Below are 22,088 nucleotides of genomic sequence, written 5' to 3' on the forward strand. Positions count from 1 at the left end.
AGTTTGCTAAGAATTTGAGCGAATAATGTTATTTTTGCCATGAGAGGTTCGTTTTTTGTGTTGCACCTCAAAGGTAACTTTAAGGAACAGAAAACGAAAACCTCTCACTTTTTATTTAGGACGCTATTGATTTGCTATAAAATTTAAAAAGACTCTAAGAAAGAGCAACAGGTGGCCGTCTCAATTTAGAATCATTGCAAATTAATTCCGCTATTTTTTTTAACTTCTGTTAATATTATTATAATCGAATAGCACTTATATTTGTAGTTGGTCAAATATAAAACGTTCTATCAATTAAAGTTAAAGAAAAATGAAGAAATTAATTATGTCGGCAATTATGTGTGTAGCTCTGGTTGCATCTACAAGTGTAATGGCTCAGGATAAGACTCCTAAAAAAGATAGTTGCTGCAAAGCTAAAACTGAATGTACAAAAGACTGTAGTAAGAAAGAATGCACAAAAAATAAAACTGAATGTACAAAAGATTGTAAGAAAGAATGCTGCAAAGACAAAACAGCATGCACTAAAGAAAAGAAATCTTGTTGCAAAAACAAGGCTGCTTAAGAAAATCCATAAATAAGAAAAAATAAAAAGGATGTAATAGAAAAGGCTATTATATCCTTTTTGTTTTATAGCACTCCCCTCCTACCCGATTAAACAAAAACTGGGTCAGTCCGAAAATTCGGTTGTTAGAAAAAACAAATGAGGCATCTTAATTGGCAGACAGATTACTTCAAACTTCCTTTATTTCTAATTAGGCGAGCTGGAGCAATAGAACCGGTTATTTCAATTATTGAAATAGCCTTTTCTGCTATAAGATTAATTTCTTTATGTGTCTGTTTTGTATTTCAGTATAAAAAGGCTAAACTTGTATTACTATTACCTATTAAATCAATAACATTATTATGAAAAAACTATTATTAATTACTGCGGCTTTTTCTCTTTGCCTGTTTCTGTCCGCACAGGGCAAATTACCGATTGGCTGGGAAGAGCTTACTGCACCTGACTTTGTAAAAGCTGTAAAGCAATCGGAAGGCGTATGCATAATCCCGATGGGAGTTATTGAAAAGCATGGCCCGCATTTGCCTTTGGGCACTGATGTATATACTGCGCGTGAAATAAGCCGCCGTGCTGCGGGGAAAGAATATTGCATTGTGTATCCTTATTATTTTGTAGGACAGATATTCGAGGCAAAGCAGCAACCCGGAACTATCGCTTACAGTTCGGAACTGATATATAAAATGCTGGAAGAAACCTGTCAGGAAATATCCCGAAACGGCATAAAGAAGATAATTCTGGCTAATTCCCACGGTGGGAATACTACATTCCTGCAATATTTTTGCCAGACACAACTGGAAAAGCAACGTGATTACGCAGTATATCTGTTTACCCCATCGGTAGATGCCGAGACACAAAAGAAAATAACATCGATGCGAAAATCAACGACAGGAGGCCATGCCGATGAAGTAGAAACAAGTTCGGTAATGGCAATTCGTCCCGATTTGGTAAAACTGGATCAGGCGACTGCCGAATCAGGGAAAGATATGGATCGCCTGCAACTCAAAAATGTATATACCGGCATCTGGTGGTATGCAAAATATCCGAACCACTATGCAGGAGATGCTAAAGATGCACATAAAGAATTGGGAGAGATCAGCCTCCAACAACGCGGAGATCAACTTGCCGAAGTAGTAAAAATAGTAAAAGGCGATCAAACTACAATCCGCCTACAGAACGATTTCTTTAAAGAAAGCACTTCCCCACTAGATACTGTTGTACGCTAATAATATGATTTTGAGCCTAAAAAAATAAAGCATCCAATTTTGGATGCTTTATTTCATTATGCTGTTTTATAATTATTCAGCACTTTTTTCTTCTTCAGCAGCAGGAGCCTCAGGAGTTTCAGTTTCAGCAGCAGGTGTTTCTACTACTTCTTCTGCAACCTCTTCAGCAGGAGCAGCTTCCGCTTCTGCTTCAGCCTGTGCGGCATTTGCTTCCGCTTTTTTCTGAGCTACAGCTTCGGCTTTTGCTTTGTTCGCAGCTTTTTCAGCGTCTAAACGGGCTTTAGCTTCTGCCTGAGCTTTTGTCTGAGTTTTATTGATGGCAGCCTGAGTACCTTTTTCTTTTTCTGCTTTCCATGCTTCAAATTTCTTTTCAGCATCTTCTTCAGAGAATGCACCTTTAGCAACACCACCAAGAAGGTGTTTCTTTAACAGAACGCCTTGTTCAGAAAGGATGTTACGTGTAGTGTCGGTAGGTTGAGCACCAACTTGTAACCAGTACAAAGCCCTATCGAAATTTATAGTTATTGTAGCAGGATCGGTGTTCGGATTGTACGAACCAACCTTTTCAATAAATTTTCCATCACGTGGAGCTCTGCTATCTGCAATGACGATGTGATAAAAAGGATAACCTTTACGTCCTCGTCTTTGTAAACGGATCTTTGTAGCCATTTCTTTCTTTTGTTAATTTTAATTATACATAATTGTTATTAGCGGCTGCAAAGATAAGAATAAGTTTTGAATATATAACTTACTATAGGGGTAAAATCCTAAGAGCCTGTTTAAATTTTAGCGAAAATTTTTATTACAGGTTCAGGTCAATAGTTCTTAGCAATTTTTTTATGCTCTTTTTAGCGTCTATTTGGCTCCGCCGATTTTCAATTCCCTTTTTACTCTTGGTTTAGCCCGCTAAACCCGCTAGCAAAAATGATAAAATACATCTAAAAATAGCTATAAAAAAGATTTGCTATAAAATTTAAACAGACTCTAAATATCAAATTTATTTCTTCTTAACTGTCACTTTTGCAGATGTAATATTAGCAAATTCTTTTTCCTCTTCAGGATTTAAAGCAAAACTGACAAGGGTAAATTTGCGCTCGGCCTTCGGTTTTTCTATATCCGTTTCTTTTGTAAGGAATACGCCTTTAGAACCTTCCAATTCAATTTTGCATTGATAAGTACCTTTTTCGAGAATGATAAAATATGCATCGACAACTGCTTTAGACTTAATTTTTCCTAAATAGTCGAGGTTGACTCCTGTACATATATTCGCATTATATGAAATAGGTTCATAGTATTCCCCTACCACTCCTTTATCGAGGCCTTCTACGGTTTGCACCAGGGTACGCCCCATTACAGATGCTACCTTTTCGGCATGTTCGTTCATTTGCCTGTCGAGGCTGCGGCCTACACCTTCGGCTAATTTACCCACTGCGTCCGTCGTTTTTTCTCCAATTTGGGCACCATGTTCATCTACTGCTTCGGCTACACCTTCCACTGCTTCTATCCCAGTTTCGGCAACTTTTTTCGAAACTTTTTTTACACATCCCGAACAGGAATTAAACAGGGTTATACCGACAAAGCATACTGCCAGGGTGAAAATAAATGTTTTCTTCATGTAATATCGTATTATATTATAAATAAAATAGAAAAATTATCATCTGAGCAAGCCGGAAACCTTATCGAAATAGGTAGACATATCCGTATCTATTTTTTCTTTTTTTACCGGAGCCTTCCTCTCGCCCGGTATTGTAAATGTACAGATATCTATTAATCCTTCTTTCCGGTTTCCGTTACTTTTCATCGATTCAGGAAACTGGCCTGTCAACTGGTCTTTTCCTGTATCCAGTTTCATATCTTCGTTGTTATACTTTACAGTTACAGCATATTTTGTACCTTCTGCACTATTTCTTTCTGTGGTACATTTGCTGTACAGGTCTATTTTTACTGTATAGGTGCCTGGCTCTGGTTTCACATAAAATATATTTTCATTCCTTATACCATCAATCGTGCATCCTGCATTGGAGTCTATATCTAGTTCGCCCGAATAGGCAATATTTTGTTCCCTCATATAAAGAGCTGTTTCTTTTCTCATATTTACCTTTCCATACAATGTGAATAAGACAGCTTTCAACTTTAATCTGGATATCAGGCTCGATTGGTCAAAATCATAATCGCTGTCCGGTTTATGCTTTTTTACAATCCATACATTGCGGTCGAAATAGAATTTATTCATATCCAGATCGTCAGGGAAGGAAAAGGGAGAGCCATAATAGATTTCCGTTCCGTCCGGTTCGAAAACATGCAGGTCTACATCGTCGTCCAGATTCCACGACAGGCTTACCTGCAAAGAACCTGTACCGGCTTCAACTACATTGATACCTGTATTATATGGTTTGCTGATGGTTCCGTCTTTTGCTTTCACCACCATATCCAAATCGAATTTTTCGGATAGTTTTTGGCTCAGCAGCAAAACCATTGTGTACTTATATAGCTTGGATGCTTCATCGTATGTATGTTGCAACGGGACGTTAATGTATCCGTCAACCTCCTTCGCGCTGATTAACGCTTCGCCCAGCAAAACCGATGAAGTAAAGTTTATAATATTAGAACCTCCGTTGATAACCGTTTTGTTTAACTGTAAATTGGAAATCAGTACGGCGCCATCTTCCTGAACAGGAAGTTTCTGGTTGATATATGAGCCATTTTCGATGGTGAAATATTCCGACTCAAGCCTTGATGTGCTTTGTGTGCATTTATAGATAAAGACGCCAATGATAATTAAAGCTAAAATGAAGATTACAACGAGTAGTTTCTTTTTCATAGTTTGTAAGTTTTATGTGGTAAATATATAATATAATTGAAAAGAAAGCAAAAATGATATAAATAAAAAAGGCTGAACCTTGTCCAGCCTTTCCGGTATATCAACAGTTACATCAATTATTTTCCGGTCTCAGTTTCCTAACCACTGCGCCTGTGCGCCACATTTCGCTTTCGCGAAGCGCTTTCAGTTCTTCTTCCAGTTTTTCGCGGTAATCCGGTTTTGAGTTGGTATCTATAGAGCGTTGCGCTTCATTACCGTTTGCTACTTCCGAATAAAGTTTTGCAAATACCGGTTTTGTAGCATCGTGGAAAGGCCCCATCCAGTCCAAAGCACCGCGTTGAGCTGTGGTAGAACAGTTGGCATACATCCAGTCCATACCTTTTTCTGCAAATAACGGCATCAGGGACTGGGTCAATTCTTCTACTGTTTCGTTGAATGCCTCTGACGGAGAGTGTCCGTTTTCACGCAACACTTCATATTGTGCAAGCAAGATACCCTGAATAGCGCCCATCAGTGTACCACGTTCGCCTGTAAGGTCAGAATATACTTCGCGTTTGAAGTCTGTTTCGAACAGGTAACCCGAACCTACACCAATACCCAGAGATACAGTTCTTTCGAATGCGCGTCCTGTAGCATCCTGGAAGATAGCGTAGCTCGAATTCAAGCCGCGTCCTTCAAGGAACATGCGGCGAAGGCTTGTTCCCGAACCTTTAGGGGCAACAAGTATTACGTCAACATCGGCAGGAGGGATAATTCCTGTACGTTCTTTGTAAGTGATACCAAAGCCGTGAGAAAAATACAAAGCTTTTCCGGCTGTCAGATAAGGTTTAAGGCGAGGCCATACTTCTATCTGTGCAGCATCAGACAATAAGTATTGTATGATTGTTCCTTTGGCCGCAGCTTCTTCTATATCGAACAGTGTTTCGCCGGGTACCCAACCATCAGCGATGGCTTTTTCCCATGTTTTTCCACCTTTGCGTTGTCCTACGATCACATTGAAACCATTATCTCTCAGGTTTAAAGCTTGTCCCGGACCTTGAACGCCATAACCGATAACGGCGATTGTTTCATTTTTTAATACTTCTCTTGCTTTTTCCAAAGGAAATTCTTCACGGGTAACTACTTTTTCAGCTACACCGCCAAAGTTCATTTCTGCCATTTTTAGTAAATGTTTTTATTAAATTAAAAATCAAAATATATATTTTATTTCCAAGTGATACGTGTAGAGCAAACATTAGCTTCTCCATCGCGCATCTCCAGTATGAATACGGAATCTTCTTCTTCTCGTTTCAATATATCCAGTTTGGCGCCATAATGCCCCTCTGATATATAGTTTACTTCTATCCGTCTGATTTCCTTATCCCTAAACATTTCGATATCGAATACATCTACGAAATGTTCGATATACTTCATACTGTTCAGGTGTTTATTTATATCTACATCGCTATATTTCACTACAAATTCGCTTGCCACTTCGAAATGATCTTTCAATAGTGGAATTTTCGTAAGGCCTTCTATCGGGCATTCCTTTCCGCTGTGTACATAATCCGATAGTCCGCATAGTTCCAGCAGGTTAGTTGGTTTTCGTGTTTCCAAATCAATAGAAGCCCAAAGGGAACGTGCATAGCCTATTACCTTTCCATCGCCGTCTTCGAACTCGAAATGGCGTTCTGTAAACAGCCTGTTTACACTGACAATCCATGTATTGATCGTCATTACAGTATCATTTTTAGGGTATTCGAATACTTCGATAGCCATGCGCGAGAGTACCCATACACGCTGTTGGGATGTCATAGATGAGTATCCGAATCCGCGTTCGTCAGCGTGCTTTGTTGCCGCCTGCAACAAAAATCCGCCTATCATAGGCAATGTAGCTTTTCCCCTGAAATCTGTAAGGTATGCATCAATCGTAAATTCGTATTTTCCTATAGGTGCGAACATGAATGTGGAATTATAAGTTATGAATTATCATTTGCTAATATGCTAATTTTTACATTAGCACATCAATTAATCTGTTTCTTATCCAGCTTGGCTAGCATATCGCTCAGGCGTTCTATTTTAGACTTGGTAATAGCGATGCGCCCCGAGCGTATAAATTGCAGTACCCCTATTGTCTTGCTAAGTTCTTCAAACAATTCCTGCGTTTCCTGATAATGTCCGGTTTTTTGCAGAACAACACTGTTTTCATTAATATCCAGAATGCGCGCATTATGTTTCCTTATTAGTTCCTCTACCGATTGTATTTTCAAAAAATCGGCGGTAGACAGTTTATAAAGCGCTATTTCCTGATGTATAAGTTCGTCATTTGTATTGTAGTACGCTTTCAATACATCCACACGCTTATCTATCTGCAATACGACCTTCTTTATTACATCTTCGTCGCAGAATACTGTAATGGTAAACTTATGTATGCCTTCCAATGCCGATGCCGAAACTGACAATGTCTCGATATTCAACTGGCGGCGAACAAAAACACTTGTAACCTGGCTCAGCAGCCCAACTGTATTTTCTGAAAATATAGTTATTGTATATAATGTTTTATCTTGCATATTCTTTAATTTGAGAATTAGCAGATTAGCAAATTAGCAAATATAATTCAATCTTCAAATTTACTAATTTTCGAATTTGCTAACTTAATTATTACTCATTACCCAATAATATATTAGTCACCGAAGCACCTGCCGGAACCATCGGATATACCATTCCTTTAGTCTCTACCTGTACATCCAGCAGGAAGGCTCCTTTATGGTTAACCATTTCGGATATAGCCTTATCCAATTCCTCACGGGTTTCAACTTTTCTGGATGGAATATTATAAGCTTCTCCTATTTTTACGAAATCAGGATTCTTCATAATTGTTTCGGAGTAACGTTCATTAAAGAATAATTCCTGCCACTGGCGCACCATTCCCAGAAAATGGTTATTCAGAAGGATAATTTTCACATCTATATCATACTGCATAATTGTGCCTAGTTCCTGTATAGTCATCTGAATACCTCCATCACCCACAAAGAGGCATACCGTACGGTCTGGCGTACCATATTTTGCCCCAATAGCGGCCGGAAGCCCAAAGCCCATAGTACCCAATCCACCGGAAGTAACCACGCTGCGGCTCCGGTTATATTTGAAATAGCGTACAGCCATCATCTGATGTTGGCCTACATCCGTTACCAAAACCGCCTTATTTTCTGTAGCTTCGGATACTTTATGGATTACTTCACCCATTTTTAATTGTCCGGATACCGGAAACAATTCATTTTCTATAACAGCATTGTATTCTTTATCATAGCAGGCCTTAAACTCTTGCAACCACTCAGGGTGTTCAGCAGGTTGAAGCAATTCTGTAACTTTTGGCAGTGTTTCCTTTACATCTCCCAGAACACGCGCAGTAACAGGTACATTCTTGTTTATCTCGGCTTTATCTATATCAAAATGGATTATTTTAGCCTGCTTGGCATATGTATTCAGATCACCTGTAACGCGGTCGTCGAAACGCATTCCGATTCCGATAAGCACATCGCATTCGTTTGTTTTCTGGTTTGGACCTATATTGCCGTGCATTCCCAGCATACCCACCTGCAAAGGATGACCCGAAGGGATTGCAGACAGCCCCAGCACAGTAGATGCAGCCGGAATACCTGCTTTTTCGAGAAATGCAAGTAACTCCTTTTCCGCATTGCCGAGGATAACACCTTGTCCTACAAGTGCCAAAGGTTTTTTGGCATTATTGATTATTTCGGCGGCAGTTTCGATTTCCAGAGGCTTTGCTTCCGGTTTTGGCTGGTAGCTGCGAATAAATGTTGTTTTCTCATATTTATATTCGAGCAGCCCGTTTTGGGCGTCCTTCGTAATATCTATAACCACAGGGCCCGGACGTCCGCTGGAGGCTATGTAAAACGCCCGCGCAATAGCATGCGGTATATCTTCCGCTTTGCGTATCTGGTACGACCATTTGGAGATGGGTTGGGTAATGCCTACCACATCGGCTTCCTGAAAAGCATCACTTCCTAATAGTGAAGAGGGTACCTGCCCCGAAATAACCACAATAGGGGTACTGTCGAGCATCGCATCGGCTATTCCGGTAATCGTGTTGGTGGCTCCAGGACCCGATGTAACAAGTGCTACACCTACTTTACCCGATGTACGCGCATATCCCTGAGCAGCATGTGTGGCTCCTTGTTCGTGGCGTACAAGTATATGATTAATTTTATCTTTATAATCGTACAAGGCATCAAAAACAGGTATTATCTGTCCGCCCGGATACCCGAAAATTGTATCAACTCCTTCATCAAGTAGTGCTTTGATAAGAGCTTCGCGTCCTGTTATCATATTATATTTCAATATTTAAAGATTTCTAAATTTATCTCACTGTAATATTTCTCCATTATTCAATTATTCTCACTCCCCCCAAGTCAGCCGAACTAACCATGCTGGCATAAGCACGCAGTGCCTTCGATACTACACGGTCACGGTTTGGTTTAAATGCGTCTTTACCTTTCGCCAATTCCTGTTGGCGGCGGTTTTCTAGTTCCGAATCAGATAAACGAACGTTTATGGAACGGTTAGGAATGTCTATATCGATTATATCGCCGTCTTTAACTAAGCCAATGGCTCCGCCTGAGGCGGCTTCGGGCGAAACGTGCCCGATAGAAAGGCCGGATGTACCGCCAGAGAAACGTCCGTCTGTAATCAGAGCGCACTCTTTGCCCAAGTGTTTCGATTTAATGTACGAAGTGGGGTAAAGCATTTCCTGCATTCCCGGACCGCCTTTAGGCCCTTCGTAAGTGATAACAACCACGTCTCCGGCTTGTACATCACCTTTCAGAATACCTTCACAAGCGGCATCCTGCGAATGGAAAACCTTTGCTGTTCCCGAAAATTTAAAGATACTTTCGTCTACTCCGGCAGTTTTTACTACGCAGCCGTTCAGGGCGATATTGCCTTTCAGGATAGCTAAACCACCATCCTTTGTATAAGCATGCTCCATATCGCGGATACATCCGTTAGCCCTGTCAGTGTCCAGAGTGGGATAGTAGTTATTCTGTGAACCCATAACTAGATTGAACTTATTTCCGGGTGCGGATTTATATAAGGTTTCGGCTTCCTTTTGCGGGTCACTTAGGGTTATATTATATTTATCTATTGCCTGTGCAAGTGTAAGGCCATCAACCCTCGGAACTGAAGTATCTATTAATTTTCCTTTGCCCAGTTCGTTCATAATGCCGAGGATACCACCGGCGCGGTTTACATCCTGTATATGATATTTCTGGGTGTTAGGCGCAACTTTACACAAACATGGCGTTTTGCGTGATAGCTTGTCTATATCATCCATTGTGAAATCCACTTCGCCTTCCTGAGCGATGGCTAATAAGTGGAGAATGGTATTGGTAGAGCCTCCCATAGCTATATCAAGTGTCATTGCGTTCAGAAAAGCTGTTTTTGTAGCAATGTTGCGGGGCAGTACTGATTCGTCCCCGTCCCTGTAGTAACGGTAAGCGTTGGTTACAATCTGCTTTGCCGCGTCCTGAAACAATTTAAGGCGATTGGCATGGGTTGCTACTATTGTACCGTTCCCCGGCAGGGCTAACCCTATCGCTTCATTCAGGCAGTTCATAGAGTTGGCTGTAAACATACCGGAACAAGAACCGCAGGTAGGGCAGGCGGCACGTTCGATTGCATTTACTTCCTTGTCGGAAACCGTATCGTCAGCCGCTTTGATCATGGCGTCTATCAGGTCGAGGTGCTGATTGTCCAGTTCGCCCGCTTCCATTGGGCCACCGGATACAAATATGGTAGGTATATTCAATCGCATGGCAGCCATCAGCATACCCGGAGTTATCTTGTCGCAGTTGCTGATGCATATCATGGCATCGGCTTTATGCGCGTTTACCATATATTCCACACTGTCGGCAATGAGGTCGCGAGAGGGAAGCGAATACAGCATCCCGTCATGCCCCATGGCAATACCATCGTCAATAGCTATGGTATTAAATTCGGCGGCAAAACAGCCTAATGCCTCTATTTCGGCTTTGACTCTCTGTCCAATATCGTGCAGGTGTACATGTCCCGGAACAAACTGAGTGAATGAATTCACTATCGCGATCAGAGGTTTTCCCATCTGTTCTTCTTTCATGCCGTTGGCTCTCCATAGAGCTCTGGCTCCGGCCATACGCCTGCCTTGTGTACTGGTCGAACTTCTTAATTCAAATCCCATAACATATTCATATTAAAAAAAAACCTTTCTCAGACACGAGAAAGGCTATATTTGTTCATTTCCTTATATTACATTAATGTACATACCTTTCTCATTTACTCTGACCGACGAGGAGAATAATCACGAGACTGAGGATATGTAAAAAACAATTTGTCATTATTTCGCTATAAAAGTGAACACAAAGTTATAAACTTTTTTTTAAAAACAAATTTTATCAGGTTTTTTTTCGGTTGTTTGGGAAACTTGTCTATAAATAATTCTTAAAAGCTTAAAAATAATCCCTTCTTATTCTGAAAATTTGAAGGTGAAATTTTCTAACAGACTCTTAGTAACTGTTAGGAAATTTCACGAATTCTTTTTCATAAGAGAAAGGTTAAGAGTTCTTCGTTCATTTTTAGCTTGTTTTCGGCTAATTTTCTCTTTCACTCAGCTCAAGTAGCCCGCTACTATCGCTTCGTGGAAATAAAAATTATCTCAAAAACAATTCTAAAAATCAGAACGAGAAATTTCCTAACGGTTACTTAAATAGCTTTGCGAGATGGCTTCTTTAGAAAAAATATTTATTCAGAAATTCCGCGAATTTAACCTTATAAGATTCTGAAACAGGGATATATTCTTTACCAAATACAATGCAGTTGCGTTCTATTGTTTTTATTTTTTCCAGATTGACTATAAAGGAACGGTGCACCCTCATAAATATTTTTGAGGGTAATTTCTCTTCAAGCGATTGCATGCTCATCAATGAACTTACCGGCTCTTTCTGGTCTTCGAGATGGAACTTTACGTAATCCTTCTGGTTTTCGATATATAATATATTGTCGAAGTATAGTTTTTCCATTCTATACCCCGATTTTATAAATATGCTGTTGGAGGTTTGTCCGGCATCAGTCAGCTTAAACCACTCCAGCGCTTTATTTGCTGCTTGCAGAAAATCGGGATAATTAATCGGTTTCAACAGGTAATCGAGCGCATTCAGCCGGAATCCTTCTACAGCATACTGGTCATAGGCTGTGGTGAAAATCACCCGGGTGGAGGCAGGTACCATTTTAGAAAATTCAATACCGTTGATTTGCGGCATATTTATATCGAGAAATAAAACATCTACATGGTTTTCGTTGATGGTATTTATTGCGGATAATGCGTTATCGAACGCCCCTGCCAATTCGAGGAAAGGTGTTTTGAGCACATAAGATTTCAATAAATCTATTGCTAAAGGTTCATCGTCGATAATTACACATTTTAGATTCATACTTCCACTTCTGTTTTGCTGAAATCTATTCTTAACATTGTAAAGAAACTGTTTGTACGGTTTTCTACCACAAATTCGTGTTTGTTGGGATACAGCAGTTCCAGCCTTTTGGAGAGATTAGCCAACCCTATTCCCGATTTTTCAGACTCTAAATTTACATTTTTTTCAACAAAGCTGTTCTCTACGGTACATAAAACTCCTTTACCTGAGTCAACTAATATGCTGATGTCTATAAAACTATTTTCTCCATTATTAATACCATGTTTGAATGCATTCTCGATAAGTGTAATAAACATTAGGGAAGCTATAAGGTCTTTGCTTCCGGCATTTTCGATTGTGATATTTAATTTGACTGACGGACCGAGGCGTAGCTTCATCAGATCTATATAGTTCTTTGTAAATTCCAATTCTTTATCCATCGGAACAAACTTTTCATCATTATCGTACATCACATAACGCAGCAGGTTGCTTAATCTGTGAACAGCGTCTTGAGCCCTGTTGGGGTCGATGGCTATCAGGGAATAGATATTATTCAGGGTATTGAATAGGAAATGCGGATTAAGCTGGCTTCTCAGATTACGTAGATCAGCTTCGAGTTGCACACTTTTTACTTTTTCGAAGTTTATAGAATCCCTGTACCAGCGTATTGTTGTTTTTATAGCTACACTAAGACCGATGACAAATATGATAGACATATAATCGATAATAAAGCGCATAAAAGGCGGACCACCCGGACCTCTGTGTTTTCCTCTTTCCATTCTGGGATGTCCCTCTCGCATACCGTCCTGTATGTCTGGAGGGATGGTAGCCATTATACTCTCCGAAATTACTGTTTGTAACATCACAAGCACTGCGATAAGGGCTATATTGATAACAACATAAAGTATAATCTTACGCTTAAATAAAAACTTTTCTATCAGATAGAAATAATTGAAGTAGAACAGAATAGCAAATATCGCTATACGTACTGTATAGCTGTAGAAAGGTTTTAGGTCGAATACACCTTCCCTCGACACCAGATAGGTGGGGACTATCAGTACAATAGTCCAGATGAGTAGATGCGGAAATATCTTTACAAGGTTTCTCATAATTATTCGTATCTGAGGGCTTCTATCGGATCCAGGTTTGACGCTTTCTTTGCCGGATACCACCCGAAGAATATACCAGTAGCTGTACACACAATAAAAGACAAAGCTATAGTATAAACTTGAATATCTATAGGCCAGGCCAAAAGATTTTTTACAATATATGCACTGCTAATGCCTAAAATGACACCTATAATACCACCGGTAACACTCAGGAGTATAGATTCTATCAGGAATTGCATGAGTATATCTATCCCTTTGGCACCGATAGACATACGTAGCCCTATTTCGCGGGTACGTTCCGTTACAGATACATACATGATGTTCATAATGCCTATACCTCCTACCAGTAGAGAGATTCCGGCTATACAAGCCAGCAGTATGGTCATCATATCGGTGGTGGAACTCATCATGGATATTAATTCTTTCTGTGAACGTACATTGAAATCATCTTCATCATTTGCGCCTATTTTATGTTGCTGGCGCAATATATCTTCTATACCGGCAATAGCATCGTCCGTGGCGTCTTCACTTACAGCCGAAACGGCGATGGATTGTATATATGTTATCGCTAAGATTCTCTTTTGTACAGTTGTATATGGGGCTATAACCATATCATCCTGATCCATTCCCATGGTATTATCCCCCTTTGAGGTGAGTACACCGATGACTTTGAATGGTATCTTATTGAAACGTATGGTTTGTCCTACAGGGTCTTCCCCGTTTGTAAACAGGTTTTCAACAACAGTTTGTCCAATCACACATACTTTGGCCGAAGTTTTCACATCTGCTTCGGTAAACATTTCCCCTTGATTTATTGTATATTTACGTATGTCCAGATAAGAAGGGTTTGCTCCATAAACAGTTGTCGGCGCATTGTTTGCCCCGAATATGACCTGCCCGGATGAAGATACTTCGGGTGTGGCCGCCGATATAAATTCAGCCTGATCTACAATCGCCTCATAATCTTCAAGTTTCAATGTCTGCATACTGGATGAGCTTTGGCGTACTCCGCCAAACTGCCCGGTACCGGGACGTATATTTATCATATTGGATCCCATTGTCGAAATCTGATCCTGGATACTTTTTTTCGATCCCTGTCCGATTGCGAGCATGGTAATTACAGCCGCTACACCGATAATAATGCCCAGCATCGTGAGAAATCCCCTGAATTTATTTCCGTTCAGGGCTCTTAGCGCTATTTTAAATAGATTGACAAAATTCATCTTTACATATTAATTTTCTACCGGCAACTTAGACAGATGCTCTCTGGCTGACTGAATATTCGGATTTACAGTATCTTCTTTGATGCGACCATCCCTGATGACAATATTGCGGCTACTGAATGCCGCTATTTCGGGATTGTGCGTAACAAATATAATGGTACGTCCCTCGGCATGCAGTCGTTGCATCAGAGACAGTATTTCGAATGAGGTGCGCGTATCCAGATTACCGGTAGCCTCGTCAGCCAGTATAATCACAGGTTCGTTTACCAGTGCCCTGGCTATTGCCACGCGTTGCATCTGTCCGCCCGACATCTGGTTTGATTTGTGGTTTAAGCGGTCTCCCAATCCCACTTCCTCCAGCGCCTTGATGGCTCTTTGATGACGTTCTTTTGCCGATACGTCAGGATTGTACATCAGAGGTAGTTCTACATTCTCTACAGCTGTAGTCTTTGCCAACAGGTTGTATGATTGGAATATGAAGCCAATCTTTCGGTTGCGGAGGGTAGCCCTGTCGTTTTTCCCCATTTTGCGGACAGATATTCCGTCCAGATAATAGTCTCCTTCGGTGGGGGTATCGAGGCATCCCAGCATATTCAGCAGGGTGGATTTTCCCGATCCGCTTGTACCCATAATGGTAACAAATTCACCTTCGGATATAGTGAAGTCTACTCCCCTCAGGGCATGTACTACCTCGTCTCCTACGACATAGTCGCGTTTCAGGTTTTCGACTCTTATTATTTCTTTTGCCATTGTATGACTTATTATTTTAGCATTATAGCCTTATTTTTTCTTGTTGCCACCCGGACGTTGCGGCATAAAAGGACTGGATTCCCCATTGCCTGGTGCTTCGGGCGGAGTTCCATTCATCTGTTGTGATATTCCGGTGGCTACGTCTTCTCCGCCATTCAGGCCGCTGATAACAGCTACATGCACCCCATCGCTTTGCCCCAGGGTTACCAGCTTAGGGACTAACTGGCTACCTGCTTTCACCCATATCACTTTTTGTAATTTATTATTCGGATCGGCAGCTATTTTTTCCTCCGACACCTTTATTCCTTCTACATCTTTCATTACATCAGAGACAGGGTTAAAGCGCATGGCTTTAGACGGTATCAGCAGTATATCTTTTTCTTCCATCGTGTAGATATTTACATTTGCAGTAAGCCCCGGTTTTAATTTTAAATCCGGATTAGGTGCATCAATTACTACTTCGTATGTAACCACATTAGATGTTGTGGTAGCTTCCAGCCTTACCTGTACAACCTTTCCCTCAAATTCGTCTTCAGGAAAAGCGTCCACATTGAAAGACACCCGTTGGCCTTCTTTTACACCGCCTATATCTGCTTCATCCACATTGGCTATTACACGCATTTTGGTCAGGTCGTTCGCAATGGTAAAGAGAGTAGGAGTACTGAATGAGGCGGCTACAGTCTGGCCTTCTTCCACGGCTCTGGAAACAACAACCCCATCGATGGTGGAAGTAATAGTTGCATATCCCAGATTTGTCTGGGCTTTCAGTACTGCTGCTTTTGACGAAGTCACAGCCAGTTGCGCTGTTTTATATGTAGATTCTGCATTCTCCCAGTCTACTTTGCTGATCGCCTGTTTTTCCCAAAGGCCTTTTTGCCTGTCATAATTCTTCTTCTGGAGGTCAAGGTCTACTTGTCTCGATTGGAGTGTAGCATTTGCATTTTCCAATTCGGAGGAAAGTAGCCTTTTGTCCAGTTCAGCCAGTACTTGCCCGGCTTTTACTTCCGAATTATAATCAACATAGATTTTAGAAATAACTCCCGAAACCTGCGTACCTACTTCCACAAGGGTAATAGGTTCTACTGTTCCTGTTGCTGTGACAGCTACAGAAAGGTTTCCTTTCACAGCCTTCGCTGTACTTAATGTTGTGATTGTTTTTTTGCTTTCAGGAAGTATAAAGAAAGCAATACAACCTAATGTAATAACTATAGCTGCTATTATCAGATATTTTTTTGAATTCTTTTTCATTTTTCTCTCATTAAGGCCGCAGACCTATTTTATTATTTTGTTGTGTTACTTAAAGTGTGATTTCCTGTCCCTGATAGAAATTTAATAGTTTTATGCTCAGTAATGCTGTATATTTAGCCTGCAATAAAGATTGCAGGGCATTCGCATAATTGTTTTTTTCGGTTGTGAGTTCCACCGTGTTGCGCATACCGAGCGCATATTGTTCCTGTACCAGTTGATAACTTAATTCGGATGAATTTACCTTATCCTTAGCCGCCCTGTACTGGCTTTGTCCGGCTACTGCATCCTGATACAGGCTTTCAACTGTTTTCAGCAATGTCTTTTCTGTATCTATCAGGTTCAGTTGCGCGGTCTGCACATTAAGCTCAGCTCTCTTTACATTCGAACTGTTCTGTTTATTATCGAATATAGGGACACTTACCGTTACACCTATCGTTTGGTTGAAGTTCCGTCCGATCTGTGTAGCGAAAGAAGGCGAGTTGTTGAAAATATTCCCTGTGCCTATGCTTCCTGTAACTGATACCGTTGGTAAATATCCGGCTTTGGCAGTTGATTTATTCAGGTTTGCCAGCTGAACATTCACTTTGCTATTGGCTACTTCCGGCATTATTTCCAGAGCACGCCTGTACACTTCGTACTTTGAAGGAATAAATAGCAATACATCCTCGTCATTGATTTCGGGAAATACGATATCGATTTCTTCATCATACTCCAACTCCAATAATTGTTTTAATTGAAGTTTATAGTTTTCAAATGATGTTTGAGCCTGCACGAGGTTGTATTTGTCGCTGCTGTATTGTGATTCTACCTGTGCATATTCGCTTCGGGTAATACTTCCCGCATCAAGGAAATCTTTTGTTTGCACCAGTTGTACCGAGTCGGACGCTACAATATTCTGGTTATTTTTTATAGATTCCCTGCTATATAATATTTGCAGGTATGCCTGGGTGATGGCAATTTCGGTTTCGTTCTGAATGTTTTCTGTAGTCAGGCTTTGTGCGTCTTTTTGCAGTTGAGCCTGTTTTATGTTATTCTTATTTATCCCTCCGTTATACAGTGTCCAGCTTGCACTTAATGTATATTGCCCGTTAAACAGTCCTTCGTAATGGTAATCTCCGTTTCCGTCAGGCGATTGGGAATTGGTATAACGCTGTGAAATACTACCGCTCAAACTGGGAAACAAAGCCGCCTTTGACTGTGATAAGTCTACATCGTAACTTTGGGTCGAAATAATTGATTTCTTTACCTGGATATTTTCTTGTCTGGCATAGTCTATGCATTCTCTTAATGTCCATTTTTTTTGAGAGAAGGCAGTAGCCGGCAATGCTAATCCGGTTACTGCCATTACTAAACCTAACAAACTTTTAGTAAAATAAATGCTCATAATTTAAGAGTCTGTTTAAATTTTATAGCAAATCTTTTTATAGCTATTTTTAGATGGATTTTATCATTTTTGCTAGCCGGTTTAGCGGGCTAAACCAAGAGTAAAAAGGGAATTGAAAATCGGCGGAGCCAAAAATACGCTAAAAAGAGCATAAAAAAATTGCTAAGAACTATTGACCTGAACCTGTAATAAAAATTTTCGCTAAAATATAAACAGGCTCTAATAATATCTTCATGTTTTCAAAACATCTCATTGTCCGGCATTTCAGGAACAGATTCTCCCTCCGGTAATTTCCTTTTTTATATCAAAAGTATGAGAGCTAATTATTACTTACAACCATAATCTACGAACTGGCCGATTTTATCGACAAATAGGGCATCTTTAGCTAAAGTTCAAATGTGATAAGGCTCCTTTTCACCTGACAGGTGCTGCGGGATGGGCAAAGAAATTATAATTTTTTCATAACACTACTTATTTGACTGAAAGAACAGCAGATAACAACCTATTGCTCTTTTGTTTTGTTTTTATGATGGATGAATTCATCCGTAAATCCATTCTTAAATTATATCTTTGTGTCTTTAATTCCGGAGTTTCTAATTATAAAACAGTAAAAAGTATGTCTACATATACAGAAGATAACCGTAAGGTCACTACACGCCGCCTGATAGAAATGAAACAGCGTGGCGAAAAGATTTCGATGCTCACATCGTATGATTATTCAATGGCTTCGATTGTCGATCAGGCCGGAATGGATGTAATCCTGGTGGGCGATTCGGCGTCTAATGTGATGGTGGGGAATATCACCACCCTGCCCATGACATTGGATCAGATGATCTATCATGGACGATCTGTCATGAATGCCGTAAAACGTGCGTTGGTGGTAGTGGATATGCCTTTTGGTACCGTATCGGGCGATCCGCTGAAATCATTGGAATATGCTATCCGTATGATGAAGGAAACAGGCGCCGATGCCCTGAAAATAGAAGGAGGAGAGGAAATCCTGCCTGATATTAAGAAAATTATAGACGCGGGAATCCCTGTGATGGGGCACTTGGGACTTATGCCTCAGTCTATCAATAAATACGGCACATACAATGTAAGGGCTAAAGATAATGCTGAAGCAGCGAAACTAATTAAAGATGCCCTGTTGCTTCAGGAAATAGGTTGTTTCGGCGTTGTATTGGAAAAAATTCCTTCCGAATTGACGAAAGAAGCAACTTCCAGACTCTCTATTCCGGTAATAGGTATCGGGGCAGGGCCACATGCCGACGGACAGGTACTTGTAGTGCATGATATGCTGGGTATAAACAAGAACTTTTCGCCTAAATTCCTGCGCCGTTATGCTGACCTGCATACTGTGATGACAGAGGCCGTTCAGAATTATATCAAAGATGTGAAAACTTCGGATTTCCCGAACGAAAGTGAAAGTTATTAGGCCTAACAAACGAGAAATTTGACATCTTACTGTGCCTGATAATTATTTACCAAACACAAATGAGGACAGGTAAGATAATTATAAAAAACGGTATGTTTTTTAGTTTTATTAGCAGTGTTCACTATTGCTATGTATCAGTATTTCTATGCACCCGACGATTATCAGTATCGGCGGGAATATAGTCCCGATAACCAGTATAGTGTTTATATAAAACCTTAGCAAGAAGAATAGAACCTCATTATTTTGAAAATAATTTAAGTGAATGAAAGTCTGTATAGCTGAAAAACCAAGTGTAGCAAGGGAAATAGCGAGCATCTTAGGGGCAACCGCCCGCAGGGATGGCTACTTCGAAGGTAATGGTTATCAGGTTACATGGACTTTCGGGCATTTTTGTACACTGAAAGAGCCACACGATTATACTCCGCAGTGGAAACGCTGGTCGCTGGAAGTATTGCCAATGATCCCGCCACGTTTCAGTATCAAGCTAATAGATAATGATGGTGTCCAAAAACAGTTCGGGGTTATCGAATCCCTTATTGCAAAAGCGGATGAGGTGATAAACTGCGGGGATGCCGGACAGGAAGGAGAGCTTATACAGCGCTGGGTAATGCAGAAAGCCCAGTGTAAAGTTCCTGTCAAACGTCTGTGGATATCTTCGCTGACGGAGGAATCGATGCGTGAGGGTTTTACTAACCTGAAAGAGCAGGCTGCTTTTGATAAATTGTATGAAGCAGGGCTATCCAGAGCAATAGGAGACTGGCTGCTGGGAATGAACGCCACGCGCCTGTACACCGTGAAATATGGGCAAAACAGGTCGGTGCTATCCATCGGACGTGTACAAACTCCTACATTGGCACTGATAGTAAACCGTCAACTGGAAATTGAAAATTTTAAACCAGAACCATACTGGGAACTGAAAACAGTGTACAGGGAAACCACATTCTCTGCCACAAAGGGGCGATTCACGGTAAAGGAGGAAGGCGAAAAATTTCTGGATGAAATAAAGGAAGCCGATTTTGTAGTAACAGATGTATCCGTAAAGAAAGGGGAGGAAGCGCCTCCTCGCCTGTTCGACCTGACCGCATTGCAGGTCGAGTGTAATAAGAAGTTTGCTTTTTCGGCTGAAGAAACATTGAAAACCATACAGGCTCTGTATGAGAAGAAACTGGTTACATACCCCCGTGTGGATACTACTTTCCTGAGCGATGATATTTATCCTAAGATACCGGCTATTATGCGAGGTTTGTCTGGGTATGAAGAATTGGTAAAACCTATACTGGCTGCCAAAATTCCAAAATCCAAGAAAGTTTTTGATAATAGCAAGGTTACAGACCACCACGCCATTATACCTACCGGTGTAAGGGCAAACGCGATGGGAGGCAATGAACAAAAAGTTTATAATCTTATTACAAACCGTTTTATATCAGCGTTCTACCCTAACTGCAAAATAGCTACGACCACCGTATTGGGAGAGGTCAACAAGGTAGAATTTAAAGTTACGGGTAAGCAGATTCTGGAGCCGGGATGGCGTGTTGTATACGAAAGGCAGTCAGACACACAGGACGAAAAGGAAGAAGAAGCGGACAAGGATGATAATATCCTGCCTGCTTTCGAAAAAGGAGAATCAGGGCCTCATACACCAGCTTTGAATGAAAAATGGACACAGCCGCCAAAATACTATACAGAGGCTACTCTTTTGCGGGCGATGGAGACTGCGGGAAAGCTTGTAGATGATGACGAGTTGCGTGATGCCCTCAAAGATAACGGGATTGGCAGGCCATCAACCCGTGCGGCAATTATCGAAACGTTGTTCAAACGGAACTATATCCGTAAGGAACGCAAAAACCTGTATGCTACACAAACAGGGGTAGAGCTTATCGGCACAATAAAGGAAGAACTTCTTAAATCGGCCGAACTGACCGGTATCTGGGAGAAAAAACTGCGGCAAATAGAGAAAAATGAGTATGACCCACGCCAGTTTATAGACGAACTGAAACAAATGCTCTCGGAAATAGTGACCAATGTAAAAAGTGATTGGGGAACGACCATCACCATCGAGGAGGCTGTAAAGGAACAAGAAAAGCCTAAGAAGAAAACTACCACAAAGAAAAAGACACCATCGGAAAAGAAAGAAAAAAAAGAAAAAGCTGAGAAGCCGAAGAAAGAACCCGATACGAATATAGTCTTATGCCCGCTATGCAAAAAAGGCTCGGTATTGAAAGGGAAAACCGCTTATGGCTGTTCCGGATGGAAATCGGGCTGTGCATTCCGTTTACCCTTCGAAGAATCCGGAGCGGATCTGAGTAATGCCGAACTCAGGGCTGTTCTCGAAGATAAGTATAAATAGTGACAGTTGGTAATCTGTATATTTCTACGCTAAATTTATCTTATATAAAGGGGTAAGCTTATATATTTATAAACGAAAAAAGGTAACAATATAAAGTAGTGTAAAAGGTGTCACCTTTGTCACTTTTTGCTATTAAATAACTGATAATCAATTATTATTTATTTTAAGGGATTGTTACTTTTTATAAAGAAACGAAGTATAGTTCCTATATCAATAGTTCGTTATAAATAGATATAATTGATTGATTTTCAACAAAATAAGCATTAAATAATTTGGATAGTTCGCTGATTATCAATATCTTAGTAGATTGACCAAAATCTATAAAGTAATGACAACCAACGAATATCCAAATGCTAATGCATTTATACTTAATACTTTAAGTTCAGATATTTTTTCAAATATCAAGCAGACAAGAAAAAATTTTATATTCCACCTGCTAATGTTTTATTTATGCATTAAAGGTAAAATAAATTTCTTGCAACTTGCTCGTTTTTCCCGGTACTGTGAACAATATTTTAGAATAAATTTCGAGAATATATTCAATTTT

The 22,088-nt window shown here is 40.4% G+C and carries 18 protein-coding genes and 1 pseudogene; 5 read left to right on the plus strand and 14 right to left on the minus strand.

What is annotated here, in order from left to right:
- Positions 1–310 precede the first annotated feature (310 nt).
- Both D0T84_RS16440 and D0T84_RS16445 read left to right on the plus strand, forming a co-directional pair.
- Positions 311–562, plus strand: a complete 252-nt coding sequence (locus D0T84_RS16440; protein ID WP_163308953.1) for a hypothetical protein — start codon at positions 311–313, stop codon at positions 560–562.
- Between the two features lie 341 nt (positions 563–903).
- Positions 904–1,782, plus strand: coding sequence for a creatininase family protein (locus tag D0T84_RS16445; protein ID WP_163308954.1), 879 nt, complete (start codon positions 904–906; stop codon positions 1,780–1,782).
- A gap of 72 nt (positions 1,783–1,854) precedes the next feature.
- Here D0T84_RS16445 and D0T84_RS16450 read toward each other — a convergent pair whose 3' ends face one another.
- The 14 genes from D0T84_RS16450 to D0T84_RS16515 all read right to left on the minus strand — a co-directional run bounded on the left by D0T84_RS16450 (position 1,855) and on the right by D0T84_RS16515 (position 17,759).
- Complete coding sequence (locus D0T84_RS16450) at positions 1,855–2,451, minus strand: 30S ribosomal protein S16 (RefSeq protein WP_163308955.1); 597 nt, start codon at positions 2,449–2,451, stop codon at positions 1,855–1,857.
- 328 nt (positions 2,452–2,779) lie between these two features.
- Positions 2,780–3,397, minus strand: a complete 618-nt coding sequence (locus tag D0T84_RS16455; protein WP_163308956.1) for a hypothetical protein — start codon at positions 3,395–3,397, stop codon at positions 2,780–2,782.
- A gap of 39 nt (positions 3,398–3,436) precedes the next feature.
- Complete coding sequence (locus tag D0T84_RS16460; RefSeq protein WP_163308957.1) at positions 3,437–4,603, minus strand: hypothetical protein; 1,167 nt, start codon at positions 4,601–4,603, stop codon at positions 3,437–3,439.
- Positions 4,604–4,715: 112 nt separating this feature from the next.
- Entirely contained in the window at positions 4,716–5,762 is a 1,047-nt protein-coding gene (ilvC, locus tag D0T84_RS16465) for a ketol-acid reductoisomerase (protein ID WP_163308958.1), read from the minus strand.
- A 44-nt stretch (positions 5,763–5,806) separates the two neighbouring features.
- Positions 5,807–6,544: an acyl-[acyl-carrier-protein] thioesterase gene (locus D0T84_RS16470; RefSeq protein WP_163308959.1), complete on the minus strand. Its 738-nt coding sequence runs from the start codon at positions 6,542–6,544 to the stop codon at positions 5,807–5,809.
- Positions 6,545–6,606: 62 nt separating this feature from the next.
- The gene (gene ilvN / locus D0T84_RS16475) at positions 6,607–7,152 is read right to left on the minus strand and encodes an acetolactate synthase small subunit (protein WP_163308960.1); all 546 of its coding nucleotides are present in this window, start codon (positions 7,150–7,152) and stop codon (positions 6,607–6,609) included.
- A 91-nt stretch (positions 7,153–7,243) separates the two neighbouring features.
- On the minus strand, positions 7,244–8,932 hold the full coding sequence (gene ilvB / locus D0T84_RS16480; RefSeq protein ID WP_370525516.1) for a biosynthetic-type acetolactate synthase large subunit: 1,689 nt from the start codon (positions 8,930–8,932) through the stop codon (positions 7,244–7,246).
- A 55-nt stretch (positions 8,933–8,987) separates the two neighbouring features.
- Positions 8,988–10,817, minus strand: a complete 1,830-nt coding sequence (gene ilvD, locus D0T84_RS16485) for a dihydroxy-acid dehydratase (RefSeq protein WP_163308962.1) — start codon at positions 10,815–10,817, stop codon at positions 8,988–8,990.
- A gap of 547 nt (positions 10,818–11,364) precedes the next feature.
- Positions 11,365–12,066, minus strand: coding sequence for a LytTR family DNA-binding domain-containing protein (locus D0T84_RS16490; RefSeq protein ID WP_163308963.1), 702 nt, complete (start codon positions 12,064–12,066; stop codon positions 11,365–11,367).
- On the minus strand, positions 12,063–13,154 hold the full coding sequence (locus tag D0T84_RS16495; protein ID WP_163308964.1) for a sensor histidine kinase: 1,092 nt from the start codon (positions 13,152–13,154) through the stop codon (positions 12,063–12,065). The genes D0T84_RS16490 and D0T84_RS16495 overlap by 4 nt, the downstream gene beginning before the upstream one ends.
- Positions 13,155–13,156: 2 nt before the next feature.
- Positions 13,157–14,377, minus strand: a complete 1,221-nt coding sequence (locus tag D0T84_RS16500; protein ID WP_163308965.1) for an ABC transporter permease — start codon at positions 14,375–14,377, stop codon at positions 13,157–13,159.
- 9 nt (positions 14,378–14,386) lie between these two features.
- The gene (locus tag D0T84_RS16505) at positions 14,387–15,127 is read right to left on the minus strand and encodes an ABC transporter ATP-binding protein (RefSeq protein ID WP_163308966.1); all 741 of its coding nucleotides are present in this window, start codon (positions 15,125–15,127) and stop codon (positions 14,387–14,389) included.
- Positions 15,128–15,157: 30 nt separating this feature from the next.
- Entirely contained in the window at positions 15,158–16,375 is a 1,218-nt protein-coding gene (locus D0T84_RS16510; RefSeq protein ID WP_163308967.1) for an efflux RND transporter periplasmic adaptor subunit, read from the minus strand.
- 49 nt (positions 16,376–16,424) lie between these two features.
- On the minus strand, positions 16,425–17,759 hold the full coding sequence (locus D0T84_RS16515) for a TolC family protein (protein ID WP_163308968.1): 1,335 nt from the start codon (positions 17,757–17,759) through the stop codon (positions 16,425–16,427).
- Between the two features lie 616 nt (positions 17,760–18,375).
- On the opposite strand from D0T84_RS16515, the gene panB reads away from it, so the two are divergent.
- The 3 genes and pseudogenes from panB to D0T84_RS22600 form a co-directional block, all read left to right on the plus strand.
- Positions 18,376–19,194 (plus strand): 3-methyl-2-oxobutanoate hydroxymethyltransferase, encoded by an 819-nt coding sequence (panB, locus tag D0T84_RS16520; RefSeq protein WP_163308969.1) that lies wholly within the window; start codon positions 18,376–18,378, stop codon positions 19,192–19,194.
- A gap of 262 nt (positions 19,195–19,456) precedes the next feature.
- A complete protein-coding gene (locus tag D0T84_RS16525) occupies positions 19,457–21,541 on the plus strand; it encodes a DNA topoisomerase 3 (protein ID WP_163308970.1) in 2,085 nt (694 codons plus the stop codon).
- A gap of 328 nt (positions 21,542–21,869) precedes the next feature.
- Positions 21,870–22,088, plus strand: a pseudogene (locus D0T84_RS22600) (hypothetical protein); the annotation flags it as partial.

This window comes from Dysgonomonas sp. 521, assembly GCF_010501055.1.
In the GTDB taxonomy this organism is placed as follows: Bacteria; Bacteroidota; Bacteroidia; order Bacteroidales; family Dysgonomonadaceae; genus Dysgonomonas.

Coding starts and splice junctions, on each gene's coding strand:
- D0T84_RS16440 (WP_163308953.1), top strand. CDS start 311: ATGAAGAAATTAATTATGTCGGCAATTATGTGTGTAGCTCTGGTTGCA.
- D0T84_RS16445 (WP_163308954.1), top strand. CDS start 904: ATGAAAAAACTATTATTAATTACTGCGGCTTTTTCTCTTTGCCTGTTT.
- D0T84_RS16450 (WP_163308955.1), bottom strand. CDS start 2,451: ATGGCTACAAAGATCCGTTTACAAAGACGAGGACGTAAAGGTTATCCT.
- D0T84_RS16455 (WP_163308956.1), bottom strand. CDS start 3,397: ATGAAGAAAACATTTATTTTCACCCTGGCAGTATGCTTTGTCGGTATA.
- D0T84_RS16460 (WP_163308957.1), bottom strand. CDS start 4,603: ATGAAAAAGAAACTACTCGTTGTAATCTTCATTTTAGCTTTAATTATC.
- ilvC (WP_163308958.1), bottom strand. CDS start 5,762: ATGGCAGAAATGAACTTTGGCGGTGTAGCTGAAAAAGTAGTTACCCGT.
- D0T84_RS16470 (WP_163308959.1), bottom strand. CDS start 6,544: ATGTTCGCACCTATAGGAAAATACGAATTTACGATTGATGCATACCTT.
- ilvN (WP_163308960.1), bottom strand. CDS start 7,152: ATGCAAGATAAAACATTATATACAATAACTATATTTTCAGAAAATACA.
- ilvB (WP_370525516.1), bottom strand. CDS start 8,932: ATGATAACAGGACGCGAAGCTCTTATCAAAGCACTACTTGATGAAGGA.
- ilvD (WP_163308962.1), bottom strand. CDS start 10,817: ATGGGATTTGAATTAAGAAGTTCGACCAGTACACAAGGCAGGCGTATG.
- D0T84_RS16490 (WP_163308963.1), bottom strand. CDS start 12,066: ATGAATCTAAAATGTGTAATTATCGACGATGAACCTTTAGCAATAGAT.
- D0T84_RS16495 (WP_163308964.1), bottom strand. CDS start 13,154: ATGAGAAACCTTGTAAAGATATTTCCGCATCTACTCATCTGGACTATT.
- D0T84_RS16500 (WP_163308965.1), bottom strand. CDS start 14,377: ATGAATTTTGTCAATCTATTTAAAATAGCGCTAAGAGCCCTGAACGGA.
- D0T84_RS16505 (WP_163308966.1), bottom strand. CDS start 15,127: ATGGCAAAAGAAATAATAAGAGTCGAAAACCTGAAACGCGACTATGTC.
- D0T84_RS16510 (WP_163308967.1), bottom strand. CDS start 16,375: ATGAAAAAGAATTCAAAAAAATATCTGATAATAGCAGCTATAGTTATT.
- D0T84_RS16515 (WP_163308968.1), bottom strand. CDS start 17,759: ATGAGCATTTATTTTACTAAAAGTTTGTTAGGTTTAGTAATGGCAGTA.
- panB (WP_163308969.1), top strand. CDS start 18,376: ATGTCTACATATACAGAAGATAACCGTAAGGTCACTACACGCCGCCTG.
- D0T84_RS16525 (WP_163308970.1), top strand. CDS start 19,457: ATGAAAGTCTGTATAGCTGAAAAACCAAGTGTAGCAAGGGAAATAGCG.